21 protein-coding genes and 3 pseudogenes are annotated in these 25,984 nt (G+C 62.5%); 15 read left to right on the top strand and 9 right to left on the bottom strand.

Annotated features, from left to right (window positions below; translation table 11 throughout):
• Positions 1-99: 99 nt before the first annotated feature.
• The 3 genes from ACT26F_RS05970 to ACT26F_RS05980 are packed head-to-tail and all read left to right on the top strand — an operon-like array spanning position 100 to position 1,905.
• The gene (locus ACT26F_RS05970; RefSeq protein WP_471669589.1) at positions 100-726 is read left to right on the top strand and encodes a helix-turn-helix domain-containing protein; all 627 of its coding nucleotides are present in this window, start codon (positions 100-102) and stop codon (positions 724-726) included.
• Positions 719-1,465, top strand: a complete 747-nt coding sequence (locus ACT26F_RS05975) for a B3/B4 domain-containing protein (protein WP_471669591.1) — start codon at positions 719-721, stop codon at positions 1,463-1,465. The genes ACT26F_RS05970 and ACT26F_RS05975 overlap by 8 nt, the downstream gene beginning before the upstream one ends.
• A gap of 44 nt (positions 1,466-1,509) precedes the next feature.
• A complete protein-coding gene (locus ACT26F_RS05980) occupies positions 1,510-1,905 on the top strand; it encodes a hypothetical protein (protein WP_471669592.1) in 396 nt (131 codons plus the stop codon).
• Between the two features lie 435 nt (positions 1,906-2,340).
• Here the strand turns inward: ACT26F_RS05980 and ACT26F_RS05985 are convergent, their stop codons facing one another.
• Positions 2,341-3,033 (bottom strand): DUF6994 family protein, encoded by a 693-nt coding sequence (locus ACT26F_RS05985; protein WP_471669593.1) that lies wholly within the window; start codon positions 3,031-3,033, stop codon positions 2,341-2,343.
• A gap of 462 nt (positions 3,034-3,495) precedes the next feature.
• Between ACT26F_RS05985 and ACT26F_RS05990 the strand changes: the two genes are divergently transcribed.
• Complete coding sequence (locus ACT26F_RS05990) at positions 3,496-3,993, top strand: hypothetical protein (RefSeq protein WP_471669594.1); 498 nt, start codon at positions 3,496-3,498, stop codon at positions 3,991-3,993.
• A gap of 152 nt (positions 3,994-4,145) precedes the next feature.
• Here the strand turns inward: ACT26F_RS05990 and ACT26F_RS05995 are convergent, their stop codons facing one another.
• Positions 4,146-4,265, bottom strand: a complete 120-nt coding sequence (locus tag ACT26F_RS05995) for an IS3 family transposase (RefSeq protein ID WP_471671657.1) — start codon at positions 4,263-4,265, stop codon at positions 4,146-4,148.
• A 12-nt stretch (positions 4,266-4,277) separates the two neighbouring features.
• Complete coding sequence (locus tag ACT26F_RS06000) at positions 4,278-5,201, bottom strand: hypothetical protein (RefSeq protein WP_471669595.1); 924 nt, start codon at positions 5,199-5,201, stop codon at positions 4,278-4,280.
• Between the two features lie 389 nt (positions 5,202-5,590).
• Between ACT26F_RS06000 and ACT26F_RS06005 the strand changes: the two genes are divergently transcribed.
• The 4 genes and pseudogenes from ACT26F_RS06005 to ACT26F_RS06020 all read left to right on the top strand — a co-directional run bounded on the left by ACT26F_RS06005 (position 5,591) and on the right by ACT26F_RS06020 (position 8,151).
• Positions 5,591-5,887 (top strand): IS3 family transposase, encoded by a 297-nt coding sequence (locus ACT26F_RS06005; RefSeq protein ID WP_471669596.1) that lies wholly within the window; start codon positions 5,591-5,593, stop codon positions 5,885-5,887.
• Between the two features lie 23 nt (positions 5,888-5,910).
• A pseudogene (locus tag ACT26F_RS06010) lies at positions 5,911-6,405 on the top strand (DDE-type integrase/transposase/recombinase); the annotation flags it as partial.
• Positions 6,406-7,303: 898 nt separating this feature from the next.
• A pseudogene (locus ACT26F_RS06015) lies at positions 7,304-7,567 on the top strand (IS3-like element IS987 family transposase); the annotation flags it as partial.
• 140 nt (positions 7,568-7,707) lie between these two features.
• Entirely contained in the window at positions 7,708-8,151 is a 444-nt protein-coding gene (locus tag ACT26F_RS06020) for a hypothetical protein (protein WP_471669598.1), read from the top strand.
• A gap of 73 nt (positions 8,152-8,224) precedes the next feature.
• Here the strand turns inward: ACT26F_RS06020 and ACT26F_RS06025 are convergent, their stop codons facing one another.
• Both ACT26F_RS06025 and ACT26F_RS06030 read right to left on the bottom strand, forming a co-directional pair.
• Complete coding sequence (locus ACT26F_RS06025) at positions 8,225-8,395, bottom strand: hypothetical protein (RefSeq protein WP_471669599.1); 171 nt, start codon at positions 8,393-8,395, stop codon at positions 8,225-8,227.
• Positions 8,396-8,449: 54 nt separating this feature from the next.
• A complete protein-coding gene (locus tag ACT26F_RS06030) occupies positions 8,450-8,776 on the bottom strand; it encodes a Mu transposase domain-containing protein (RefSeq protein ID WP_471669600.1) in 327 nt (108 codons plus the stop codon).
• Positions 8,777-8,827: 51 nt separating this feature from the next.
• Here ACT26F_RS06030 and ACT26F_RS06035 point away from each other — a divergent pair, with 51 nt between their 5' ends.
• Positions 8,828-9,793, top strand: a complete 966-nt coding sequence (locus tag ACT26F_RS06035; protein WP_471671658.1) for an MvdC/MvdD family ATP grasp protein — start codon at positions 8,828-8,830, stop codon at positions 9,791-9,793.
• 635 nt (positions 9,794-10,428) lie between these two features.
• Here the strand turns inward: ACT26F_RS06035 and ACT26F_RS06040 are convergent.
• Positions 10,429-10,572, bottom strand: a pseudogene (locus tag ACT26F_RS06040) (IS256 family transposase); the annotation flags it as partial.
• 448 nt (positions 10,573-11,020) lie between these two features.
• Between ACT26F_RS06040 and ACT26F_RS06045 the strand changes: the two are divergent.
• A complete protein-coding gene (locus ACT26F_RS06045; protein WP_471669601.1) occupies positions 11,021-11,338 on the top strand; it encodes a hypothetical protein in 318 nt (105 codons plus the stop codon).
• A gap of 111 nt (positions 11,339-11,449) precedes the next feature.
• On the top strand, positions 11,450-12,580 hold the full coding sequence (locus ACT26F_RS06050) for a hypothetical protein (protein ID WP_471669602.1): 1,131 nt from the start codon (positions 11,450-11,452) through the stop codon (positions 12,578-12,580).
• Positions 12,581-13,114: 534 nt separating this feature from the next.
• Here ACT26F_RS06050 and ACT26F_RS06055 read toward each other — a convergent pair.
• Together ACT26F_RS06055 and ACT26F_RS06060 are read right to left on the bottom strand one after the other, a co-directional pair.
• A complete protein-coding gene (locus ACT26F_RS06055) occupies positions 13,115-13,627 on the bottom strand; it encodes a hypothetical protein (RefSeq protein ID WP_471669603.1) in 513 nt (170 codons plus the stop codon).
• A 108-nt stretch (positions 13,628-13,735) separates the two neighbouring features.
• Positions 13,736-14,257, bottom strand: a complete 522-nt coding sequence (locus ACT26F_RS06060; protein ID WP_471669604.1) for a hypothetical protein — start codon at positions 14,255-14,257, stop codon at positions 13,736-13,738.
• Positions 14,258-14,320: 63 nt separating this feature from the next.
• Between ACT26F_RS06060 and ACT26F_RS06065 the strand changes: the two genes are divergently transcribed.
• The 4 genes from ACT26F_RS06065 (at position 14,321) to ACT26F_RS06080 (ending at position 24,508) form a co-directional block, all read left to right on the top strand.
• Positions 14,321-14,518 carry a hypothetical protein gene (locus tag ACT26F_RS06065; RefSeq protein WP_471669605.1) on the top strand — a complete coding sequence of 66 codons (198 nt, stop codon included), beginning with the start codon at positions 14,321-14,323 and terminating at the stop codon, positions 14,516-14,518.
• 256 nt (positions 14,519-14,774) lie between these two features.
• A complete protein-coding gene (locus tag ACT26F_RS06070; RefSeq protein WP_471669606.1) occupies positions 14,775-17,840 on the top strand; it encodes a hypothetical protein in 3,066 nt (1,021 codons plus the stop codon).
• A gap of 9 nt (positions 17,841-17,849) precedes the next feature.
• Entirely contained in the window at positions 17,850-23,216 is a 5,367-nt protein-coding gene (locus ACT26F_RS06075) for a DEAD/DEAH box helicase (protein ID WP_471669607.1), read from the top strand.
• Positions 23,217-23,296: 80 nt separating this feature from the next.
• Entirely contained in the window at positions 23,297-24,508 is a 1,212-nt protein-coding gene (locus ACT26F_RS06080) for a hypothetical protein (RefSeq protein WP_471669608.1), read from the top strand.
• Between the two features lie 31 nt (positions 24,509-24,539).
• On the opposite strand, the gene ACT26F_RS06085 is transcribed toward ACT26F_RS06080, so the two are convergent.
• Positions 24,540-25,928 carry a DNA cytosine methyltransferase gene (locus ACT26F_RS06085; protein ID WP_471669609.1) on the bottom strand — a complete coding sequence of 463 codons (1,389 nt, stop codon included), beginning with the start codon at positions 25,926-25,928 and terminating at the stop codon, positions 24,540-24,542.
• Positions 25,929-25,984 lie beyond the last annotated feature (56 nt).

Below are 25,984 nucleotides of genomic sequence, written 5' to 3' on the forward strand. Positions count from 1 at the left end.
GATCGTCGAGACCTACCCCCGGCTCGGGCAACCAGTAAACGGCTCCGCTCACGGGAAGGCCTCTCGCGATACTCACATGCGGCCCGTGTTGCACTAATAATGCATTATACTGCACTTGTGGACGACAGCAATGCGAGCGAACTTTCGGCGGCCATCGGCGGGAAGGTGCGGTCCGAGCGCCAGGCGCGTGAGTGGACTCTGGACCAGCTCGCCGAGAAGTCGGGCGTGAGTCGCCGCATGCTCATCAACGTCGAACAGGGCACCGCGAACCCGAGCATCACCACACTGCTGCGGCTCAGCGACGCCCTTGGCATTGGATTGCAGGCGTTGGTCGCTGTCCCGCAGACTAAGCCCGTCAGAGTCGTCCGCGCAGGCACCGCCCCCGCGTTGTGGACCGGCGAGGGCGGGGGCCGCGGGGTTCTGCTGGCAGGCACCACGCCGCCGGACATCCTCGAACTGTGGGACTGGACGCTCGCGCCGGGTGACCGGCACGACAGCGAGGCCCACGTGCCCGGCACGAAGGAGATCCTGCAGGTTCGAGAGGGCACCGTCACCATGACCGTCGGCGACCAGACCGAGGTCCTCGAGGTCGACGACGCCATTTCATTCGCCAGCGACGTCCCGCATTCCTACGCCAACGAGGGCACGCTGCCAGCCAGATTCTCCCTCACCGTGTTCGAGCCCGGGGTCGGTGCGAGCGCGAAGTCCGAGGCCCACCATGACTGATGCACCGACCGACCCCGTTGACCTCGAGGCGTTCCTTGCGGGCGCGACGATCGACGAAACCGTGAGCGCGCTGCGACCGGACTACCGGGCACTCCTCATCGCCGTCGACGGCTTGCCTGCTTCCCCCAGCCACGCCGACTACCCGACCGCGGAGAGTCTGCTGGCCCGCGCCGAGAAGACGGCCGCCGACCTTCTCGTCGAGACACCGGTCGAGGAGACGCCCCACGTGGCTGCGTGGAGGGACGCGTACCGGGCGTTCGGTGCGAAGCCGCAACGCACCCGCAACAGCCTCGAGGCGCTCTTGCGGCGGGCGGAGGCTGGTCTGCCGAGGGTGAATCAGCTCACTGACATCTACAACGCGGTCAGCGTCATCCACCAAGTTCCACTCGGCGGGGAGGATCTGACCGCCTACGTCGGACCTCCGCGTCTCGTGCGCGCCACCGGGGCGGAGGTGTTCGACACGTCCGCGAACGGCGAGCCCGTGGTCGAGCACTCCGAGGTCGGCGAGGTCGTGTGGGCCGATGACGCAGGCGTCACCTGCCGTCGCTGGAACTGGCGCCAGGGTCGCCGCACCCAGCTGACCGCCGACACCACGGCGGCGCTGTTCATACTCGACGCCCTCGCCCCGATGACCGACGCCCAACTGATCGCGGCCGGCAACGATCTGGTCGCCCACCTCCGCGGCCTCAGTCGCGACCTCCGGGTCTCTACCCGCCTTCTCGCAACCACACCTGCCTGAACCCGCACCGCTTCGATCCACTCAACGTTCCAGGAGTCCCGCCCGTGATCTGCTGCCAGTTCATCTTCAAGCCCGGTACGTACGACGACGAGTTCCACCGCCTCGACGGCCAGATCGACGACTACGCCCGGAGCCTTCCCGGCTTCGACCGCGTCGAGACGTGGCTCTCCCCCGAAGGTGACGTCGTCAACGCGATGTACTACTTCGCCGACCGCAAGTCCGTGGCGATGCTCGGACGTTTTCCCCAGCACCGCGAGGCGAAGGGCCAGGTGGAGCGCTGGTACGACGGCTACCGCATCGTCGTCTCGGACATCCGCGCCACCTACGGCGACGGCCGTCTCCCCGCGCTCGCCAGCGCATCTCAGGTCGCCGACGACACCCCCGACCGGGACGCTGGCCCCGCCGCGGGCAATGCGGCCACCAGTGAAGACCCCTCATAGCAGCTGAAAAAGGCGAAAGCCCCTCCAACTGGAGGGGCTTTCATCTGTGTCCGAGGGGGGACTTGAACCGGAAAACCGCCCCGCTCACGCGAGGCCTACGGCCTTCTTCGTTGCAATTGCAGCAACCGTTGCCTACCGTTACATCCGGTTCGACCCGAAATGTGCCCCCTGAGGGGGCACCGATCTTGGTACTTCCGCCTCCAGACTAGCCGCAGCCCCCAGGCTTGAAGAGATGGCGACGCGTCACGGATAAATAGCAAGAAGCCCTTGTCGACAGCCGAACCGTTGACATTGTTGATGCGCACCACGCCGGGAAAACCGGGCGAGCCGCCCCCATAGGACACAACGCAGGGGCCGGGATCGTGGTTTGGATCGTCACCAAGGCCGGGTGATACTCGGCCTGAGACGCGTGTCCGCCGATGTTGCCGGTCGGGCTTAGCGGGATAGTGCGGCGATGCGTTCATTCCTTGCGTGGATGAACTCGATGCTTCTTTGGCGGTACTCGAGGTACTCAGGGACCGTCGCCGGTACTGCCGAGGTGTTGAATTCGTCGAATCCGTCGGTGAAGTACCGTACGGTCCCGTCGCGTTCGACCGCATCCTGGAGCACGAAGAAGTCAATGAAGCCAGCGAAGTCACCGAACAGGGCAAAAAGGTCGCGGTACCTCGCCAAGACCTCAGCAAGCGGGCTCCGGTCACCCGCGTAGTGGCGCCTGATGCACTCGATTGTCAGATCGAACCTGTCGCAGATGCTGCGGTTGAATCCCCGTGCACCATTGATCGTCTGCTTGCCGTCGACGCGGTTCGACGGCCAGATCATCATCCCACCGATCGTGTAGCCGACCGCGTTGAAGTCTTCCACCGTGGCCTCCGGTAGTTGCGCGACGATCGTGCTGACACGTCCTCGGAGGGTGGCCATGACCGCATCGCTCGACAACCAAAACTCTCCGAGCTCGGACGCGTGGTGCAGATAGACGCCCGGAGTAGTCGTGAGCAGGTCGAAGGGCCTCCCGTTCGGCAGCGGCTTGCTCCAGAGGAACTGGTGATACTCGCGAAGTGTGGGGCTGTGGGAGTCAGGATCTCGCCCACCAGCGTCGGTCCTGAAGTCGTATGCGGTATCGATCCTCACGACCAGATCATCCAACGCTCACCGAGGAATCGCCATCTTCGCGACCTGTGGATCTTGCGGCCACAAGCAACCGCCACCGTTCCAAAGGCGCCTGCGGGCGCGACCCGGTGCTCAGGACGGCGAACCTGAGAGTCTTCAGCTTGAGGCAGCAAAAGGGTTGGATGCCCGATCTGCACGAGGCGTGGCGCTCACCAACACCCGTGGACGCCATCAACTCCGGCTGCTGGCCAATCGGCTTCCAAACCGTAGCCACCAGCGAAAGGGTCGGTCCAACAGCCCGCGATCCTCTGCGTCCTGTCCCCCGGACACCTCCGTCTGGCGATCGTGTGGCTGAATTTCAACGCGCGGTGGCAGACCACGTCGTCAGCGAGGGCCTCCGATCGAGGCCGTCGAATCCGTCGTTCAGGAGTTTCTGCCGCGATTTGGACCCCGGAGACACCAGGACCCTCCTAGGATCCTCGCGTGTCCGGGTTCAATCAGAAGAAGATGCTTAAGTTCCATCAGCGGGTTTACAAAGGGGTCGCTCGAACATTTGGAGAACAGGACGGTTCGGCAAGATCGTTCGGAACTTGCAACAACGTCGTATGGACGATGTATCGCCATGCACTCGCCCCTCTTTACGAAGATGGCTATTCAAAGCAGGTTGCCGACGCTTTGCTATCGGGAGTCCAGCCTGAGTATGTGCGAGGTCTGTCGCACCTTGCCGCGGACTATCGCGTGCCCTACCCGGCGGTAATCGCTTGGGTGGTCGCGGGTCAGCAGCCGGACAGTTTTATTCGGCATGTGTGGGACGACACTGGAGCAGACGTCGCCACATACGCCGCGGGCTTGTTTGCGAGGGAGTACCGCCAGATCGCCTCCGACGTATCGCTGTTCATGGAGCCACATGACACTTCTCAAGTCGCATCGCTGGCAGACCTTCTCCTGCTTGCCACCGCCGCAGAGTTCAGAATCACATAAGCGGGTTGGGCTGCTGAACGATCGGGGGGCAGCCTCACCTACCCGTGCAGCGGACCAGACGCGAGCCAGATGAGGCCATGAACTGCCTGGGTCTGCTGCACGAATAGGTGACATCTTGACCTGACCCACCATTTGGATTCCAGTCGCGGTAACTAACTGGCAGCGGTGATGGTGTCTTGTTCGGAGCGTAGTTCGTACCCGACGGGGGTCAGGTAGCCGAGCGCGGACTGGCGGCGGCGTCGGTTGTGGAAGATCTCGATGTAATCGAAGATCGCGTTGGCTTGTCATCCTTCTGAGAAGGGCGTTCCGTCGTCGACAATGGCGATTCCTCGATTCTGGAAGTACTCCGCCAAGTTGCCGGAATCCGAGCTCTTCACGGTGCTCTCGGCGGATTCGCTGTCCGCGTCCCGCCAGCCCGGCCAGTTGTCGAAATAGCGGAACTCCAATGGCGACAATTCTTGCGCTGCAGCCTGGGCCTTCTGCCCGCCTCGTTCCAGGAGGTCGAGCACGGAATCCACTCGATCTCTGTAGAGGGCGAGGATGCGGTCAACGCCCAACTCGTTTACGGTCACCCGCGCAGTTGACCAGATTGAAGTGAGGAACTGATGAGTGTAGAGCCCAAGAGGGATGACGGCATCCGGTCCGGCGAAGTGGAATAGGAGCGCGGGTTTCCCGCTCGAATCCTCGAAGGTCAAGTCACTGCTTCCAGTGACGAACCACAGTTCTGCGAGATCGAGCTCCGCCTCCCGCACGTACGCTCTCCGGACTCGGATTGCGAGTAGGCACTTGCTGATGTCGGCACTCAGATCCCTATAGAGCGACGGTCGATCGAGGCCGCCGGTAACGAAAGACGTCACGTCTGCAAAAGTGCCGAAATCATTAGGCCGAATCTTCCACTTTTCGTTAAGGAGCTCGAACAGTTGCCAAGCGCCACACAAGGTTGTGAGCCGAACGACGCGGCTGCGGTCAGGACCCAAGTCATACGCAGTGGTGCTGAGGTCGCCCGCGTCGACGAGTCTTCCCAAGGTGTCATATCGAAACATGGTGGGAAGTCGATCGTTGACGCTTGGTGCATACGGGTCCCACGGCGACAACCGCTGCCTCTCCTTGAGTTCGAGTGCCCAAGCAAGCGCAAAGGACACGGCGACTTCTGACGGCCTCTTCCACCCCGCTGGATGATCCGTGAACATTGGGGAGTCGAAGTCCACTTCTTGCATCTGCATTGTTGCTCCTGCCCGGTCTGGCGCATTTCAGAACGTCCACATGCGCTTTCACGAGGCGACAAGCCTCCGGCACGGAATCTATCGGTCCACGCCGCTCTCAACTTGGCTCTTCAAGACATAGTTCCCCCGGCGGACTTATGTACGCAGCGACAGCCATGCCTCCGAGTCCCGAACGCATGAGTCCTGCCGACCTGATCGTGCAGTGTTCCGCCCGAAACCTCCCGACACCCGGGCCTGAAGCGCGGGACTGTCGCTCCCCGGCCTAGTCAGGCATCGGACACGCTCACGCGAACGCCTATCGCGATAATCACTGCTATTCCAGCACTCGTTGCGTACCGTTTAGTCCCGTTCGACCCGAAGTGTGCCCCCTAGGGATGCCAATCTTGGTGTCTTCGGTAATCAGCCAAACTCGCATCCCGCTGGTCCTTCGCCGGTCGGACTGCAGACCCGTCTATGGCGCCCGGAAGGTCTGGCTGACCCTGAACCGTCAACGGCCCACCGGTGCGGCGCCGATCGCGCGGTGCACGGTCGAGCGGCTAGTGGGTGAACTCGGACTCACCGGTGCGGTCCGTGGGAAGGTCAAACGCACCGCTATCAGAGACCCGAAGGCCCCGAAGCCGGCCGACTTGGTCGACCGGAACTTCGCGCCCTTGGCGCCGGACCGGCTCTAGGTGGCCGACTCACCTACTGCTCGACCCGGTCGGGCTGGTGCTACACCGCTTTCGTGATCGACGCCTACGCCCGCCGGATACTCGGCCGGGCGGTCTCGACCACGATGACCAGCCAGTTCGTCGTCGTCGCGGTCGAGCAGGCGATCTGGACCCGGCACCGCGACGGCCGTGACCTGACCGGGCTGATCGCCCACCACGACCACGGCAGCCAATACCTGTCCGTGGCCAACTCCGAACATCTGGCAACAGCTGAGATCAAGCCCTCGACCGGCGCTGTCGGATCGTCGCACGACAACGCCCTGGCCGAATCGGGTGATCGGTCTCTACAAGGCCGAACTCGTCAAAGCCCGCCGATCCTGGAAGGGGTTCGACGACCTCGAGATCGCCACCGCCGAATGGGTCGACTGGTTCAACCACCGACGCCCGTCGAATACTGCGACGACCTCACCCCCATCGAAGCCGAGCAAGCTCACTACGCTCACCACCAGACCCCAGCACCCGCTGGAGTCTCAAACTAGAAACTCTCCGGACTCGCCGGGGCGGTTCAACCCGAATCGGAATGGGGAATCGGAAAATTGGGTCTGTGGAACTCGCTGTTCGGCAAAGGTTCGGCTGGTAGCGGTCCGTCGGAGAGCAGTCGTCTAATTCCTCCTGGGTGGATTCCGGGTTCTTCGGACACCCGACGGCTCGCCGCGTTCGGTGAACGTGTCGCGCGCGAGTTGTTAGGTGCAGGGCTGCCTCCTTCACGAGCGAGTTCCAACTACTGGGTTGTCTCCTACGACGTTTACGAAGCGATTTGGTACCCGGCGCGACCCGGAAGTTGGGCTGCGCGGAACGGGCGAATGCGCGACGGGTGGAGTCAGGGCAAGTGTCTGCTCCTCTTCCTGGACGGCCAACTCGGCGAAGGCGAATGGTTCGGTGAAGTCGACCCAACCGGGAGTTCAGTCCGTATCGATTCCGTCAGGGCGCCCTCGCTCATGGACTCACGTTGGAGTGGAGGCAACCTCGGGCGATGGCGAAATGGTGGGGGTGGCTTCGACGCCAAGGCGCGGGAGCACTTCAAAGGGTTCTGGCCCACGCCTCGTCGACCATTAGATCCTTGGGCGGGAACATCTATGCAACTCAAGCGCTTGCTCGAACAGCGAGTCAGTCAGATCCCCCGCTACTACAACTAGTCGTGATGCTTACCGACTTCTACATAGCGGGCACTCCCATTGCACGACGGACGGCCTAAGCGATGGAGCCAATACTGTGGCAAATCCTAGGTGTCCGCTGCAGTCGTAGGTGCCATTGACTTCTGGCGCGCGGCCTCAGAGGAGGAGAGGGGTCTGTATGCCTGCTCCCTATCCACAAGTGTTCCGCGATGATGAACCGCCCGGCGAGTCCGGAGACTTCGATCCTTGGGAAGGCTGAGTCATGTCAGGGAAAACGTCCATTATGTACCCGGTCGAGTTGCGTGAGCGGGCGGTCCGGATGGTCACCGTGATCCGCGCCGATCACCAGTCGGAGTGGGCGACGATGGACAAGGTCGCCGAGTTGTTGGGTGTCGGCATGCCGGAGACGGTGCGTAAGTGGTGCCGCCAGGCGGAGGTCGACGCGAGTCGGCGGCCGGAGTGACGTCCGATGAAGTCGGCGGAGTTGAAGCGGCTGAAGCGCGAGAACGCCGCGCTCAAGCGGGCCGGACACTAGATTCACACCATGCCAGGACCAATCGACATGAGTGCGTATGAAGTTGAACCTTTCGATGCGGTCCGCTTGAGACGGTTCGCGAAGCGGGTGGCAGCGGACAGCAACGGCAAACCGCCCTCGTTGCTCCCAACGTGGAGGGCGCTGACCGGACTGCGAGTTTCTGGATCCTCATCGTTGACCGCTACGAGGGGAACTGGTTTCTAAAGCTAGATCACACGTGGGGACGTGAAACTGGTCGTCTGCTCGCGTTGCAGTCAGACGGCGAGTTGATCCACGCGGACTACGACGTTGAGTACAGCTTCATAAAGCCGCAGTCTCGATCTGGTTCCGAGAAGCTGCTCGGCGCGAACCTTGACAAGTTGGCGGCATGTTCAGACGCTGACCTGCGCAGTTTCGACCGGATCAACCGATTCGGCTGGCGTGACCAACGGCCCGGCAAGGGCGAGTTGGCAAGGTCGCGTGTTGGAAGAAACTTTCAGGTTCGCTACCCACATCCGGGTATGGAAACGAGTCTGGCTTTGAAGCGATTCAGAGAGACAGGTGCATACGTGGCGCGTCTCGAACTTGGAATCTGAGTCTCACCGCCGCCGGATAGGTGATCTGCTTGAGGGCCTCGGACGAGCTGGGTGGTGTCTTCTTGGGCGTTCATCAGGCCACCTCGGGACTGGTGAGACCGCCGTCGATGAGCCCGAACGCGCGGTCGGAGTCGGCCAGATCCCGTATCGACGCCTCATCGGGTTCCGGCACAGGGCGGGGCAGCTGGAACTGTTCCCGCAGGGCCTTCGCCGCCACGACGCGTCCCGGGTCGATGAGGGTCATCTGGCGCGCCCAGACCCGGCCGTGGGCGGCGACGTGACGGCCCTCATGGCGGACCTAGAAGGTGCCCATGTCGGCGTCGACGTCGAGGAACCGACCGATCACGTTCGGGTCAACCGAGTATTCGCTGCTGCCGACCCGAACGACATAGCCACGTCCCAACCGGACCCGGGTCACCTCCCCGACAGTCGGTACGATCGGCGGCAACGGCAGCATCACCGCCCGATCAGCGTCCAACCTGAACAGTTCGACCTTGCACGCCTTGATCGTGCGGACCTTCCGGGCCTTGAGGGCCGTTAATTTGCGGACCAATCTTGCCGAAGTCGTCGCCTGACAAGGTACGCCACACGACAATAGGCTGAGGCCCTTCGGGTACGCCAGCACGTCTAGTAGTTAGATCCCAAGAGAGGTAATGAGCGGGAATTGTCAACCGTCTTGCTCTTCACGAATTCACTCGACGGATCACACACGCAGAGCGTTGTCGATCACCTACGTTCTCTTGGAGCGACTGTCATTCGGTTGGACTCCGACAAGCTCTCATCCGGAAGTCAAAGGCTGGTCTGGACATCGTTTGGAGCGCCGGTGCTGTCGATCGAAGGTGTCGATCATGACCTTCGCGCCGTCGATTCAGTTTGGTATCGCCGCCCGAACGTTTTCAGATTCGAAATCACGGACGACGCACAACGCGCACACGCCGAGGCCGAGCTAAAGGAGGTGCTGTCAGGCGTTGCGGGATTGCTCTCAAGTGAGAGATGGATCAATTCACCTTCGGCTATGGATCGTGCTGGCAGAAAGATCCTCCAACTCCGTCTCGCAAGAGAAGTTGGATTAAAGGTTCCAAGTACGCTCGTCACTTCTGACGCGACACTGGCCGCGGGCTTCGTCCGGCGAGCTCCAACGGTGTTCAAGACCCTGTCGACCCCGCAATTGTCGCGCGATGGACAGGTGCTCTTCGTCCCCACCACAAGGATCGAACCCGAACACCTCGAACGCTTCGGTCTTCTCGCACACCAGCCAGTTCTTCTCCAGCGCCACATCAACAAGCGGAGCGAGATCCGCGTGACCTGCATCGGCGATCAGGTGTTTGCGGCTGAACAGGTACCAAGGAATGAGGAGGTTGGCCGCAGCGAAACTGACTGGCGCCTGCTCCAACGCCCAGAGCACTCGACCTACAAACCCATCGCCCTCGGCGACAGCCTTTGCCAGCAGTTGATCTCATTGATGCGCCTGCTCGATCTGCGATTCGCTGCCATGGATCTGGCGGTCGACCAGGATGGCGACATCTGGTTCTTGGAACTCAACCCGAACGGCCAATGGTACGGATACACTGACGCGATCGGATTGCCCGCGTCGCGTGCAATAGCAAGACTTCTCTGCAATGAACCGGCAGGAGACACCTGATGGCGCACACCGTTGAGACATTTTCTGCTTTGTTTGCGAGAGATCTTCGCGCTGCGGCCCCGACAGAAGCCTCAGCGCGAGAGGACCGGACTACGTGCCTCTCAGAGCACAACAACTTGGTCTGGGACGACACGAAGTAGGAGTTCCAAGCCCAAGCGTGGCCACGGTAACCCAGGGTCTCCGGAAGCCCGCGTGCCGTCAACGTACCCCTCGGACCCAGACGGCCGCGTTGCCGTTCTCGGTGAGCAGGAAGGCTGCCATACCGGCTTCGATTCGAGGGGCGGCGGAGCCATCACACTGCTCGTTTTCGCGTAGTGCTCAAGATCAACACCTACGGGTAGGTCTGCACATACCAAGGTAGCTCGGGCACCGGTTGCCAACTCGACGTCGAGCCACACGCGACCACGCCCCACTCCTACCACGGAGAAATGCCCGCCGTCGTGGGAGATGACAATCTCCTGACCAATGACAACCGAGTCGTACTTGATCATTTGTGCTCACTCCTCGGCTTGAACCTTGGGGCGCGATTCAGTCTCGAACTGCAAAGCGATTGAGTCGACTGTATCGAGATCACGGCCGAGACCACTCGTACTTCAGTAACGGGACTGTCTTGATTTCTGTGTAAGTGGTCATGGCTAGTTTGCTTCGAGCCGTTCCCCGTAGGTCATGGCGAGGGTGTTCAAGACGGCTTTCCAGCCGTTGATCTGTCCGGTCAGATTCGGCCGGTTGTGCTCGCGTTGGATGCAGGCCAGGTAGAGCACTTTGAGGGCTGACTGCTCAGCCAGATCCGTCATGTCCGGACCAGAGACCGCCGGCAACATCGCCGACCGATCCTCGCCGGCCTCATCGAACTCATTCATATGCGTGATTCTCAATCCGCCCCGAACCACCGCCGGGGACATCACGCCACTTCACTTACACAAAATTCCGAACAGACCCCGACCCGGAGCCCAGCCTCGGCCACGGGCGACCGAATGACTCCCGCTTCGGAGCACCGCGAACTGGGCAGAGAGCATGATCTGAACGCGGCGATGACCCGCCGGTCAAACCTGGGTACGCCTGGGCACGGCGGGCGATCGTTCCGCTCAGAGTTCCTCAACGAATTTGCTGACGAGTTCGCCACCGAGCCCCTAGCCTGCACTTCGGACTCGCCGCTGGTGACGTGTACCAAACCACATCTGTCGTCACCGCTCGTCAATCGTCAGAGTCCGGCCCAACCGAACTTGAGTGGAGCGCGAATCGATGCAGCTGATGGGTGATTTCGATGGGAGCACGGTCGGCGATTTGGTCGAGTGGCTGGGACAACTGCCGCCCGACACGCTCATCGGAATCGAACGACTCGATTTGGTGTGGGTCAACCGACTCCGGGTGCGAGGGCCATGGCGATTCTCCGAAGATGCGGATCCCTCCGGACCCGATGGAGGCGACCTGTGGAACTCCTGGGGTCCGGACGACTACGAGGTCTATGCGGAGCATCGACGAGAACTTGGAAGGACCGACAAGTGGAATGACCTGCCGTTCGGGGTAGTCGTCAGCGGCGACTGAACGTCAGGCTCACCGGCTCGAAGCGAGTAGGTCAGCCCGCAGCTCGCGCTGATCGGGGAATCGAAGGACCTGAACGTTTGGTCCGTTCGCTGTCGCTCATACGATCAGGTTGTGGCCAACGAGATCGTCCCTCCTGATCTGTCCTTCGTGGTTCCCGCGGCCAACGAGAATCGGTGGTCCGACCTGCTCGCAACTCTGATTTCAACCGACCCGGTGCCCATGCAGGAACTCCTGGGAGTGGATTTTGACACTCTGCGCCGAGAAGTCAGCGTCCCGGCCGAGGTGGCGCGGCGGTCCGATCGGCTCGATCTCCTTCTTGAACGCGGTGGAGTTCCAGCCGCGGTGATCGAGGCGAAGTTGCTGTCCGACCTCGGCCCACGTCAACTCGATCGCTACCTTGCGGCGTTTCCCGGGGCTTCCGCATATCGCGTGCTTCACCTCGCTCGATTGCCCGTCAACCTCAGCGCATCCACGTGGTCGTCGCTCACGTGGGAGACGGTGCTCGGTGCGTATGCTCGAAGCCACCATTCATGGGTTCGCGCCACGGCTTCCGCTTGGCTCACATCGCTCGACGCGTTGATCCCGACGGTGGGCCCTGACACGATCTGGAACGACGTGCCCGACGATGCTCCGGGAATGGAGTTGGCTCTCCGCGCCCGAGTCGCCTGGCTCTCCAGTCAACTCGATCAATGGTGCGAACTCGAGCACGACATGATGCAGTCGTCCGGGGGTGGAAACTGGGCCATACGCATGTGGGGCGACTCCCCCACACCTCAGCACCTGGTGACGGTCGAACTGCAGGAAGGTCTCACGGCCTACGCGTGGAAGCCGAACCCAGAGCGGCCCTACCGCGATCGCCTGCCGGGCCCGGTGGTGCTCTTTGGCCTCCGCCAAGAGCACGTCACCACCTCGGAGGACTTCGACTGGCCACTGCTGCACCGGCTGTTCGCCGAACATCTCCTCGACGACGACGGGGCCCCACGTGACGGTCGGGGTTGGCAGACCACAACAGCACGACCGGCGCATCCGATCGACAAACAGAATTGGCAGGCGATGGTCGCTACTGGAGCGCCGCGCTGGCTCGGCAAGGGCTGGGGCATGAAGGTGGCCCAGGACACGGGAGCCTGCCTATTCGGGGCCCGCTACGGCCTGCCACCCACCAGCACCCTGGCCGAGGTCGACGACGAATTGCGGCAGATCGCAACCGTCGTCGCGACGATCACCGAGAGTTCACGGATATGACCCGTAAGGCGGTCTCAGTAGCGAACGCTAGGGCGTTCGCGCCGGCCTGGAGCCAACGGCGACTGTGATGCGTCTCGCGAAATGGTGCGGGCTATGACAGAGGATCGATTCCCATTCCGCCATAGTGGCTGGTGTGTCGAAGCGATCGGGTAGGTGAGATGACAGATTCAAACGAGGTTGGCGGAGAGGATGAACCGCTGGAGGCCTTCGGACCCATCACCGTCTATCGCCACCGACTCGTGTGCGAGGGGAAGACGTACCCACTTGACGAGTTCACGCACGCTGAACTGCACGCAGACGCGTGGATCGGATCCTCCGGCGGAGGGTTCGTCGACAGCGCCCTTTCGGTCGAGTTGATCGTTGCGCATCCTGAGTACTCGTGGTCGCTGACTGAACCGGGCGACCACGACCGGACACAGTTGCGTCGAGTGGCCGCGAGAATCAATGCGCTAGCGAGGGCGCACGTCACGACGAACGGCGTCGGGTAGGCGCGGCTCGCGGCTCGCGGCTCGCGGCTGCAACTCGACACGCTGCTCATTTCGTTTCGGACCGACGCCCGAGTTTGCGATTTGCGAAAGGCCGTGCGCCCCAGTCGTCGACGAACTCGCCGATCAGTTCTGACTCGAATTCTTCGGCGTCCTGATGCGGAGTCTCCCTCCACGCGACAAGCAGGTCGGCGCTGTCCTTCAACTGCCAGATGAAGCGGCCACCCCAATGTCCGATCGGCTCTCCCGCGCCGTATCGCTGATACTCCCTGATCCGCGTCCCGAGTCCGCGGCGACCGGAAGACCCCGCGGAGGCCTTGCCGATGTAGAGCACATTTGCGTCTTCGACCCAGGCATTCTCCAGCGTCGACCGGCTGACCGACGGATCCTTGCCCTTGAACCGCCCTGCGAGGCTCGCGTCGAGAAATTCGGGCAGGTCGCTGGATTCCCGAAGCACGACATAAACCCCCGGACCTCGCGGCACGGCCTCGTCGGTCAGTTCAGCGAATCGTACGAATCCCTCGAAACCTATTTTCGTGAGTCCGTCTCGCGTCCACTTCATGCTCAGAGTCTGTCTCAACACGGAGTCATTCGAACACCTGCGGTCGCAATGATGGCTGTCCGAACCGGCGGAACTGGGCTGAAGAGCGGGACGCCACCTCTTTTCCCATTAACAACCAGCCGCGCCACCAACGCGGTAGTTGGTCGTCCCTGTCCACGTCTGAGTCGCGTCGCCGATGCGGTAGGTGATGCGCATCGGTCCGGACTTTGCACCCGGCGTGGCGCTGACTCCAATCACGAACGACGGTTGCTCGCTCTTGGTGGGCGGTATGCGCGCGTCTTCCAGGTCGTCCGCCGCGTCGAACGAGGCTTTGAGTTCGGGGTCGTCGTCCAACGCGGGTGGCCAACCTTGGACTGTTCCCGGCAGATTGCCTGGCCCGTCGACCGACACGTACATCACCTTGGAGCCGACGAGATCCATGCCGGCGGCATCAACGAGTTCGACCTTCGTGACGTGAACTGGCTCGGGCAATGGGCAGACGTCATGCCTGAAACGGAAATGCTGGCTCTGCTCCCAGGCAGATTCTGGCACCGTATGACGCCCGGACTCGCGAACAACTTCACAGTGGCCGCGGTCGAACTCACGGGCAGAGAGTCGCGCGGGTGGAGCCCACCAGATTGCGTCGCTCATGAACTCGTCCTGAAGGGCCTTCTCGATGAAATGGAAGTCGTGGCGCAGTCATATGAGGTCCGAATGCCGGAGCAGTGGAGGGCGGCGCTCGAAGACTCCTTGTTCGAGGACCTCGACCACGACTACCTCTTCGCGCCCGAGTACGACGGCTTCGAGAACGACCCAAAGTTCGGTCCAGGCGGAATGACCCCAATGGACATTGACAACTGGTTTGCCCCTTTCAGGCCTGAGAGTCGCCTCACCCCGTTTCTCGAGGATTGAACCGCGCTCGGATGCATTTGGAGGGGCTCGCGCCTGCTCGTCGCCGAGTTCGAGATCGTCCAACCACCGGACGGCTCCAACTCGCTAGCACAGCTCAATAGCGATGCATCCGCCCCTCCAGAACTGCCGGGAGGTCGGTCACCTGCAGGGCTTGTCCGGCAGGTGAGACTTTCGGGAGCGTTTCTGGGAATCGCAAAACCTGTCGGTGATCTCGGTTAACTTCGCTCAAGACAGTCAGCGAGGGTAGGAGAAACGGATGGGCCGCGAGCCACGGTGGGCCGACTATGACCACTGGAACGATGTGCTGGCGGCTGAGTTCTTCGGGCTCGAATTTGCCGACATTCCAGTCTACTTGGATTCTGACGATTCGGTTCTCGCCACGTGCTGCAGCAAGGCTGGCTTCGACACCTCGGATCCTGCCAGCCATCTGGCGGAGACCGTGGCATCTACTCTCAACTTCGATGTCGACGGCAATCCATTCCGCGAACACGCCGAGCGTTTCCGGGAGTGGCGTGCTCGCAACATCGTCCGCAGTGCATCCCAGGCGGTTCAGAAGCGGAGTGGCATGGTGTCATCGCCACCGCCTTCGATCGCTCTGCTCACGGCTCTGGTGATGACGGCGGCACAGATGGGTCAAGAAGACGGCATGGCTGCGCATGCCTACTATCCCCGGCTGGCGAAACTCCTGAACGTACCGAGCGGAGGGATGAATCGGCTTCGGCACTACTTTCCCGCGACGGAAGCACTGTGGCGCGGGCTCAACGAGTTCCTCGAATCGAACGAAGGTCAGACGGGACTGCCGACGGCGTACGCGCTCGGCCATCGGTATGTCGGTCTCCCTCAGTCCCAGGCCCTCATCAGGGCCCATGACCGCGCCCGGCTCCCGTTGTTCTTCGCCCGGTACGGGCTGGCGGCCGGTTCGGAGATCGTCCCTGTCGACATCGAGCGGATGCTCGACGAGTGGATCTCTCAGACTCCTTCACCGGTGAGCAGCAACTTGCGTCGACTCTGGAACTCCAGCTCGGCTCGAGAGCGGATTTCGGGAGTCGTCGCGATTGAGCTTCAGCACTGGGACGGCGCACTGCCCGCCAGCGGCGAGACAGGCGCGCCTAGTGGGTCGCTGCGTCTTACCACTCTGGTGCGACAGCGGTGGGGTTCGCGATCCCTCGAACTATCCTTCGTCGCACAGTTCCGTGGTCAAAAACTCCCTTCGGAGGTTTGCATTTCGTCGGCCGAAGGTTCACCTCGGCTGGGTGTGAACCCAGTACCCGGATCGCGCGTGGCGCCGATCCCGGGAAGCCAACTCGATTCAACTTCCCTTGCAGGTTCTGTCATCCGCCTCGAGGATCCGACATCGGACACCTCGGTAACCCGGCGTCCGCGCGTCGTGGTCCCGTTCAGGAAGGACGATCTCCTCGGCTCGTTCGTCGAGACTGATCGTGCACAACTGGCTGAGGACCTGCTGGTGCTCGTGAAGGACGATCCAGTTTTGGTGAACGGAACCCTAGAGATCTTGGGCCGATACGGCCGACACGGTGACGTCCGTCGCTCTGATCCCGCGGATGCTGAGACCTACCTCGAAGGCCTTCCCATCGGCTGGATCCTCATCGAGAGCGCCCAACTGCTGTCCGTGCCGGTCGATGTCAAGCGAACCGATCTGCAGGTGCTGGTCCCCGCGACGACGGCGCAATTGACGCTCGCCGGCGGTTTGAAACTACCTGGACGGATCCGGAAGTGGTCGTCATTGCAGCCGCCTGAGATTCGCGCCGTGGTGGCCGACGCCAATGCCATCTCCGTGACTCTCGCCGAACTCACCGACAACCCAATCACCATCGGTGATTGGTCTTCGACGGACACCGCGCTGGTCGTGCCAACTGAGGGTCTGGGATTGGCCGACGGCGACTACGAGATCACACTCCTGGTGAACGGCGATGCCGTGACGTCAACGGTGCTACGACTGCGATCGGCAAACACACCCGACTTGGTCTCCTGGAACACCTGCGCGAGGCTCAACTACGAACTCGCGGACGCGTCCGCAGTCCTGAGCGCATCCGACGCTATCGACGAAAGCGCCCATGTCGTCGATGGCCTATACGCCACGGGAACGTCCGCAGTCCAACCGACAGTTGTCGACGCACCGGGCACGCCCACCTGGGCCACCACGCGATCCTCGGGACCTCGTACGTCAACGCCGCCTGTCGTGCTGGGACCTACAGATCCCAACTCCTGCGTCGTGACCGGCCGCCACGTCATGGACATCGCACAGGTCCACGACGGCAAACGAAAGTCCGGAAGCATCGACGCGACCTGCAGGACCTGTGGCATTCAGAAGAAGTACCCGGGCCGGCCTCGATGGAAGAAACTCGAATCGGAGCAGGTTCAGGTCGAGCACGACTTCTCTTCCCTGCCGGTGAGCAGCGACGCGCCCGTCGGTTGGAACGCTTGCCTGGACGCGCTGGTGCACGTGGGTGGAGGACGACTCGGGTCACTCGAACGCATCGCCTCCCAGGCCGAAGGCAGCAGCCTGTTCCTCGACGAGTTCGTTCGAACCCTCGAGGGACTCGGCCAAATCGACGTGCGCCGCGATATCTCCACGCTCCAACCGAAGGAGTGGGAAGCCAATCCCGCTTACCTCGCCGAGACCGCCAATCGCGGTTTCGTCTTGGCCGGAGTCTGGTCTGAACAAGCCCGACACCAGTTGTCCCGCGCGCTCGAGGCCTCAGGAGGTCGGCTCGACCAAGAGTCGGGCGAGCACGCGATGTCCGCCTGGTTCGCCCGAGGCGTACCTGCGGCCAGGTTGGAAGAGATCATTGTCGAACTCGACCTCGATGCTTACGTAGTGCCTGACGCGGTGAACCGCATGCTCGATGCGCTTCCCCCGCTCAGCGCCGTGGAAGCTAGGCTCCCTCGTTCCCCGCTGCCCCAGTACTCCAAGACCCAGTTGTTCGATCTTTCGACCGCCTCCTGGGTACCCGTGCCAGGCATCGGCATTTCCGGTGCCTATCAGATCGAGCAGACCTTCCGCCGTTCTACGTGGTGGGTCGATAACGAGGGAGCGCTCGATCGAAACGCCCGGCAGGCGTCGATCCAACTCGTGAAGCATTTCGCCGCCCGGGCAGCACGCCGTCCCCTGCTCGCACATCTGGCAGGGTCCGAGACGCTTCTAGTTCCACTGGGAGCCGACCTACCTGGCCTTTATGGTCGCGTCGCCATGTTGTGCTCGGGGCTTCCACCCAAGAAGTCACTTCGCACTCGCTCGATGGGCTATCCGAACGTGCCCAAGCACGTTGCCGATCGCCTCCACTCCCTGCTCGCCAACTGAGGATCGACCGTGACGACCACTCCACTTACCCTGCGCGATGATCTGGCCGCGGCGTACTTGCGCTACATCGACACGGCCTATTGGCTCCGCAATCCGCAACTGATGACCGAGCGACGTCGTGTTCTGGAGGCAGGCGGCGATCTCGTTGGCGAGAGTCTCCTCGAGCCGGTTCTTCCCTATCCCGCATCGGACGGTCTCCTCGAGACGACAGGCGAGGCGGGCGTGAGCGACAGCGCCGCCAATGCGGTCGGCGATGGGCTCTTCGGGAGTTTCGTTGAGCCCGGTGACGAGATCCGGTTGCGACGGCACCAGGCAGAGTCGGTCCTGCACCACTTCCGCCCCGGGGACTCTCCCGGCCGCAACGTGGTCGTGACCTCCGGCACCGGTTCGGGCAAGACTGAGAGTTTCCTCCTGCCAGTGCTGCTGCGCATCGCTGATGAAGCGCTCACATGGCCGGAGCAGGCGGCACCCGACTACTGGTGGACCCGCCGCAATGCCAGTTGGTCTCCGGTGCGAGCCGATGAGTCGCGACCGGCGGCCGTCCGCGCCCTCGTGCTCTACCCCACAAACGCCCTCGTCGAGGACCAGATGACGCGATTGCGGCGCGCTATCCGGCGGATTGGCACCAGCGTGCCCGGTCGACCGCTGTGGTTCGGCCGATACACGGGCGTGACGTTGGGGTCAACGAATCGTCCCGCCGCCAAATCAGAGACTGAACGCGAGGTCGCCAAGGAACTGCGGCACATGGCCCGCGACTTCTCCAAACTGGTGAAGGCCGGCAAGGGAGAAGACGACCTCGCTCAGTTCTGCGAGCCGTCCATGCACGAACTCGCCGTACGATGGGACATCGTCGAGACACCGCCAGACATCCTGGTGACCAACTACTCAATGCTCAACGCCATGCTGATGCGGCATCAGGAGGACAACCTTTTCGCCTCCACGCGAGCCTGGCTGGACGAGTCGCCCGACCACGTCTTCACCCTGGTAGTCGATGAACTCCACCTCTACCGCGGCACGCAGGGTAGCGAAGTAGCCCTCGTGGTGAGGAACCTCATCAACCGACTCGGGCTCACGCCAAATTCGCCGCAACTGCGCATCATCGCGACCAGCGCATCGCTCTCGAACGACGAGGGAGGGCTGGGCTTCCTCCAGCAGTTCTTCGGCGCGGACGCGTCGAGCTTCCACGTCACCGCGGGAATCCCTCGCGACGTCGTCCGCAACTCCAGCGATGTCCTGACCGGCGAGACGCTCGCCGCCATGACGAACACTGCTGTGAGCGAGCGCCTCGCCGCAGCGTGCTTCTCAGACGAGTCGTCACGATTCAGGGCCACCTCCACGGGAGACATCGCTGCACGAGTTTTCGGCGACCATGAGTCGCCGCTCATCCGCTCGGCTCTGGAGCGACTCGCGTCCAGTCCGCCGGAACCAGATGCCATCCCACTCCGCGCGCACCAATTCGTGCGAACCATGCGCGGCATGTGGGCGTGCTGCAATCCGAAGTGCGACGACGTGGATGAGGCCCACCGCGAGCAGCGGTTTATCGGCAAACTGTTCGGCCGACCAGAACTGGCGTGCGACAGTTGCGGGTCGCGCGTACTCGAACTTCTCTACTGCTACTCCTGCGGTGACGTGAGCCTGGGTGGGTTCATCGTCGACACGACTCGTCCCGAGGACGGTGAGCCCCCCAACGGATCCGTCATCGGATCGGTCAATGTCGGTCAGGTCGCCAACGAGGTCGGACCAGTCTTTCGACGCGACGACAGCAGTTTCAAGTGGTTCTGGCCCGGAGACCGCCGACCGAGCGTCGAAAGCCTCGACTGGACGAAGTCGGCCGGCGGCGGAAAGAAGTCCGAAGTCGGCTTCGCGTTCGTTCCGGCCAACCTCGACTACTCCACCGGCCTGCTGATCGAGAATGACGACAGTCAGAACGGTTGGACCCTCCGCTCGGCCGTGCCAGAGGCCTTGACCAACGTCAGAATTCCTGCGATTCCCGATCGCTGCCCGCGCTGCGACAAGGTGGCATACAACCACGGCGACAAGTTCTTTGCCAGCAACGTCCGCTCCCCCATTCGTGCGCACACAGCCGGCGCCGCTCAAGCCACCCAGCTCTACCTGTCGCAACTCGTGCGCAGCATGGGCGACAAGCCTTCGGATAGCCGCACGATCGTTTTCACCGATTCGCGAGACGACGCAGCGCGGACAGCCGCCGGGATCGCGCTGAACCACTACCGCGACGTGATTCGCCAGGTGTCTCAACAGATCATCGCCGCGCCCGGGCCCGACCTCACCGAAATCCTTGGTCGGGGACTTCGCTTTGAGTCACTGTCGCCGGCTGAAAAGGGACTCTTCGACGCGTTCAAGGACGCCCACCCTGAGGAGTTCGGGCTCATGGCACGCGGCGTGCATCAGGGCCTCACCGACGACGAGGCCGCCGCAGTTGCCGCTGCGATCTCGGAGTCCGGAGCCGGCGATGCGATCGCTTACGCGGACCTGCGTGAAGAACTCGCGAAGGAACTCGTCGCGCTCGGCATCCCGCCGGCGGGGGTAGGACCGAGCAAGCTGACGCTCCAGGACGGTGAGCCATGGTGGCGTGCATTCGATCCTCCGAGCGGGAGCGAGTGGCAGCCGCTGAACCCCTCAGTACGGCACACGCAGAACTCGATGCAGATGGAAATGCTCAACGTCTCCCTCGCGGAGGCGCTGTTCGGACGAGCGGGACGCGACCTCGAGTCGATGGGCATCGCCTACTTCGCGCCCTCGTTCCTTCCCACCAAGGGACCAATTCCTGAGGATGGTGCACTCGATGTGATCTGCTCGGTGATTCGTATCCTTGGACTTCGGGAGCGCTGGACCAGCGGCGAGAAGCAGCCGTCAGTCCAGGCTCCTCGAGTCCTGCAGCCCTACCTCAAGGCGCTCGCGAGTAGGCATGGGTGCGACGTCGAGGACATCGACGAGTGGCTCGCCCTGAACATCACCGCGCATCATCCACTCGCGCGTGACTGGCTCCTGGAGTTGTCCAACCTGTCCGTTCCCCTCCAAGTCGTGCCGTGCGGCTCGACCGCGTGGGTGTGCGACAACTGCGGCTTCAGACACGCGCACACCTCCGGGGGCGTGTGCGCGAACACGGACTGTCACCGAGCGTCATTGACTGCACACTCAGGGCAACTGGATGAGGACGACTACTACTCCTGGCTAGCCCGCCGTCAACCGCGGCGGCTCGCTGTCGCAGAGTTGACCGGGCAGACGAAACCCCTCGAGGAACAGCGACGTCGCGCACGTGTCTTCAAGGAAGTCCTGCTCCCCGAGCCCGAGGAAAATCATCTGACAGTCCCGCTCGACGTGCTCAGCGTCACCACCACGATGGAGGTCGGCGTCGACATCGGATCCTTGAAGTCGACCCTGATGGCGAACATGCCGCCGCAACGGTTCAACTACCAGCAGCGCGTTGGCCGAGCTGGCCGATCAGGACAGTCCTTCTCCTACGCGGTCACCGTCTGTCGCGACCGCACCCACGACGACGAGCACTACCGCACTCCGTGGCGCATGACAGGCGACGTCCCGCCGCAACCATTCCTCGATCTGGGTCGGCCGCGCATCGTCCAGCGAGTCATCGCCGCTGAACTGTTGCGGCGAGCCTTCCGCGACCTGCCGAATCCACCCAAATGGAGCCCGTCGAGCCTTCACGGCTCGTTCGGCGCGACAGCGGAATGGGGCGACAGGCAACCCCTTGTTCACGCCTGGCTCAGGTCACCAGCGAACGTCGATCCTGTCATCGACGCATACGTGATCAACAGTGGTCTCACCGAAGCGCAGGTTAGTCGCATTCGCGGTGACGTGTTGTCGGGACGCCTCATCGAGAGCATCAACGACGCTATTGGCCGCGACGCGCTGGTCAGCGAGGATCAGCCGACTGCCGAACTAAGTGAACTCCTGGCCACCTACGGCGTTCTGCCGATGTTCGGGTTCCCGACCCGAGTCCGCAGACTCGTGCATAGGAAGCCGAAACGGTTCAGTGAGCTCGATGCTGCGACAGTGGCCGACCGCCCACTGAACCAGGCGGTGTCCATGTTCGCGCCCGGCGCTCGGATCGTCCGCGACGGCGCCGTGCATACTGTCGCCGGTTTCGCGAACTTCAAGCGAAACTACGACGGCAGCGTTAGCGCCACCGATCCACTCGGAAAGGCGATCAGGATTGGGACCTGCCAGGAGTGCGCGTCAACCGTGGTGGCACCGGAATCGGAAAGTTGTCCTTCTTGCGCAGAAGAACTGGCGATCTTCCCGATGCACCAACCACTCGGGTTCAGGACCACCTTCAAATCCGCGGACTACAACGACGTCAATGATGAGTCGCCCAACGCCGGCAGCCAGGCCGTTTCCACTGTCGGGCCACCCGACCGAGACGTCCAAGTCCACGCCGCGCGGATCAAGACCTTCGAACAGGCACAACTGGTCCAGGTCAACGACAACAACGGAAGCCTCTTCCCGGTCGCCAACGACTGGGGCACCGTGCTCGTGGACGACGTCTCGCTCTTCGGCGACGTGAAGAGCTGGCCGCCAGCGAACATGGTCTTGCTCGACAAGATCGCCATCGGTGAGCTGCGGATCACTGACGTTCTGACGGTCGGGCTTGAGTCCGACGCCCTCCCCGGGCGCACGATTCCGGCCTCCGCGAGGCTTCTCCCGGCGGGTCTCCCCGCGTACTGGTCACTCGCCGAAGTCCTCCGGCGCGGCGCCAAGCAACTCCTTGACATTGATCCCCAGGAACTGGTGCTCGGCCTTCACCACGGAGAAGCAGGTGGAAAGACCGTGTTCATCGCCGACGCCCTCGACAACGGAGCGGGCTACGCCGCAGAACTCGGTGCCGAAGCGAACTTTGCGACGCTGCTCACCGACACGCGCAAGCGTCTCATCGACGAATGGGAATCGGGTTCCCATGCCGAATGCTCAAGCTCCTGTTTGAACTGCCTGCGTTCATACGACAACCGACGTCTCCACGGCTCACTCGACTGGCGACTCGCACTCGACATGCTCGACCTGCTCTCCGGCGAGAACGTGAGATTCGACCGATGGGCCGAACCTGGACGACGGGTGGCACACGGCATCGAGACGTCCGCCATCGCGTCGAGTCTGACTGCTGCCGAAACCAGCGCGGGAGTCCCATACGTGCATCGGGCCTCATCGGGTCGAGCCGTCGTTCTCGGGCACCCACTGTGGGTGCGCGACGGCGCCGGACCCCATGAGGAGTTCGCGATTGACCACCAGGTGCAGGCGTTCAACGAAGTGGCGGCGACCCACGGCCAAGCCGGTGCCGCGCAGATCGACGTCTTCGAAGCCCTGCGGAATCCGCTTCGAGTCATCCGCTGGCTCCTGACGTGACCGCCGAGGAATGTGGGATCGAGGCATCGATCGCATCCGATGTCGTGCGACGCCAGCGTGCACGCCGCTAGGCTCCGCTGATGGGCTCCGTCGTTGTTGACCAAATCGGGCCGCATGGTCAGCTCGTCGAGGACGTCGACGCGACGCTCAGCAACGACGAGAAGAACAGGCTGCTTCTCGGCGCACTGCCAGGCGCGAGCGTCGAGACCTACGCGGGCGAGCGAGTCGTCCGGTTCCACGATCGTGTGATTCTGAAGAAGCAGGTCACCCATCTCGGTCACCCGTGGCCCAGCTTCAAGAAGCGCATTCAGATCCCCAAGAAGTGGCTGGAGGTCGAGCGCCAGGCTCGAGCCGATGGGCTGGACCCGCGATTTGTCGGGATCTACCACTTCCGAGACGTCACGATCTTCGTGGACTTCGATCCCACCACCTACGTGCAACGCAAAGCCAACAACTCTGCTGCCCATGTCGCCACCAACGATCTGTTCCAAGCACAGACCTTGGGCCAGTTCTCGCGAGTCGACCGTAACGGCAACCGGCTCACTAGCGTCCGCGCCGATCAGTTTGCCGGCTACCTCACCGGCGTCGCACCGCCCACCCAACCCCGCGTCGATGTCTTCCGGCGCTTCAACGCCGAGTTCCTCCACGGAGCCCGCCTCAACTCGCTCGATGCGGTCAAGGACATGCACTCCGCGAGGTGGCCTGACACGTTCCAAGCGGAGTGGCCCGGCTTCTACGTCGAGTTCCGGCTCGATTCGTTCCTTCGGCGAGAACACCTCATCGGGAACATCGAGTACCAGAAAGTGAAGACCCAAGGGCTCTTCGACTACGACCTGGCCTTCAAGAATACTGGCATCATCGAGTTCTACGGAGATTTGAAGGCGTCTGACGTCACGAAGCACGAGTCTCCCGGCAACGATGCGGCCGACATCAAGCGGTGCCTGGAGCAGTACGGGCGCTTCTGGTACGTCATCTACGAGCACACGACCGAGCACGCCCGCAATCATGGCGACCTCGCGACCATCGCGTGGAACGAGTGGAAGCGCGCCGTCGGATTTCGGGGCCGGAAGGAATATGACCCGCTCTCATATTCCCAACGATTCAAGGCATCCGTTCAATTCGTGAAGATGAGCATCCTCGAACTCAACGCTGCGAACTTCCACGTCGTCCTCGGGGACTTCGCTCAGGGCCAACAGGTCGACGGGGCCGCACGCGCCCTCAAGGTGATGATCAACAAACGAAATATCGACAACTTCTTGATCTACTCCGAGGCCGCCCGCGCTACTCCCTGAGAGCAGAACTGGCTTCAACCGGTGCGTCGATTTAGTGTCTTTCAACCAGCGCATCGTCAGGTGACAGCGGCGCGTCGAGAACTGCCTTAAGAAGTCGTCGCCCAGGTGCCGACCGCTTGAGCAGGTCTTCATCACGGGCAACGTGCTCACGCAGGACATGCCACACCGCAGCAACATTCACGCCGTTGCCCATCTGCCGATAGGTGGCCGACGCCGGCTGATCACCGAAGTCGAACCACGCAGGAAGCCCTTGCATCCGAGCTGTCTCCCGCGGAGAAAGGCGCCGTTCCCGGGGTCCAATGATCGAGGTCTGCGTGATCGCTACAAGCGCCGGCAGGTAGGTAGGCCGCTTCGCCCGGATGCCTGACGGTCGAAGTTGCATCACGGTGTCCCACAACCGCGGCGTGTCCTGAGCCTGCCACTCAAGTTTCCGGCGCGATGCAGGGAACTTCTCGGTATAGATCCCCCATTTGCGTGTCCAAGGCTTGATCCACGACTCGTGCTCGACGAACAATGCATAGTTCTTGGCGAGGTGCCCGGCCTTCCACTGCGGAAGTGAAGGATCTGACTCCATCAACTCGCGGTAGTCCGGGGTACGCCCGAACGCTCGCCGCATCGCCGACTTCGTGTTCCAGACATCCAGCCAGGAGTCCGCCCAAATGGGCACGCCCGGTGGACGACGGCCGCCAGTCTCTTCAAACCATGTCTGGACGAATTCGTCCCAGGCGTCGATCCACAGACGCTCGGACTGCGTCAGGTCGCAACCGGCGCTGCTTTGACTGTCATCCAGTAGGTCCTCGAGGTGCCAGGTTCCCGGCACCCATCCGTCGACCGGGCGTCCCGTCGCGACCGGCGGTTCGACGTCCAGACTGCCCGTGAGCCCGTCCGGATCGTATGTGGCGGTGATGAAGACTCGCTCACGGACCTGTGGCCTTCCTCCGCGCTCTGGCGGGAGGAGGTGTGGCGAGAATACGGCTGGAACTTCCGATACTCGGTAGCCCTCGTCGCGAAGCGTCTCGATGATCACCTGCCACTCGTGCAAGTGACGCGGACCAGCTAGGTTTCGAACGTTCTCGAGAAGCACGACCTTGGGCCGTCGCTCTTGGATGATGCGGAGGATGTTCCAGTAGAGAGTCCCGCGAGTTTCCTCCATACCCTTCTGCGCACCCGACTTCGAGAACGGCTGGCAAGGAAAGCCCGCCGCCAAGACCTCGTGCGCCGGAACGTTCATCACGTGCTCGTTCGCGTCCTTTGTGACATCCCCGAGAGGGTTCATGCCCCAATTGCGCTCGTAGACCGCGGCTGCCTTCTCATCGACCTCAACGGCGTAGACGCACTCTCCGCCCAGCGCCGAGAGCGCAGCGTGAAACCCGCCGATTCCAGCGAACAGGTCAATGAATCGGAACGCCGGCACACTCATGCCTTAAGACTAGGCGCCGCTTGAGACAGACCATTGGCGGCGCGCCGTCGAACATG

Source organism: Aeromicrobium sp. SP1, assembly GCF_055663785.1.